We start from the raw sequence: 571 nt of genomic DNA, 5'->3' as shown, positions 1-571 counted from the left end.
GGCGGCGGAGTTGCTCCGCCGTACGGTCGCGCTCGGAGTGGGCCTGGGCGGCGGCGGCCGCTTCGTACACCGCGTCGGTGTTTCCGCGGGCCTTTGCCATTCGCGCGACATGCGGATCTGCCACGGACGCCAGGAGCACCGTGTGTCGCCGGGTCAGTCGAGGCAGAACGGGCAGCAGGCCCTCCTCGATGGGGGCCGCGTCGAGTGTCGTGAGCAGCACGATCAGGGAGCGGCGGGGTGCCGTACGAAGGGCGGTGGCCGTCAGGCCCCGGGCGTCGGTCTCGACGAGCTCGGGCTCGAGCGTGGCCATGGCGTTGACCAGGGACGGGAGGACATCGCCCGCGGTGCGGCCCTGGACCAGGGCACGCAGACGGCGGTCGTAGGCGAGGAGGTCGACGCGGTCGCCGGCGCGGGAGGCGAGGGCCGCCAGGAGCAGGGCCGCGTCCATGGAGGCGTCCAGGCGGGGTGCGTCACCGACACGGCCCGCGGAGGTGCGGCCGGTGTCGAGGACCAGCAGGATGTGGCGGTCGCGTTCGGGACGCCAGGTACGTACGGCGACGGTGGACTGGCG

1 protein-coding gene is annotated in these 571 nt (G+C 73.9%); it reads right to left on the bottom strand.

All coding sequences use genetic code 11. The features are described from left to right. On the bottom strand, positions 1-571 hold a 571-nt coding region (locus tag B7L92_RS32015), incomplete at both ends, for a DUF58 domain-containing protein (protein ID WP_368656277.1).

It is taken from the genome of Streptomyces viridosporus (assembly GCF_002078235.1).
In the GTDB taxonomy this organism is placed as follows: Bacteria; Actinomycetota; Actinomycetes; order Streptomycetales; family Streptomycetaceae; genus Streptomyces; species Streptomyces viridosporus.
The sequence above is the reverse complement of the archived record's forward strand: the minus strand, read 5'-3'. Positions and strand labels throughout refer to the sequence as shown.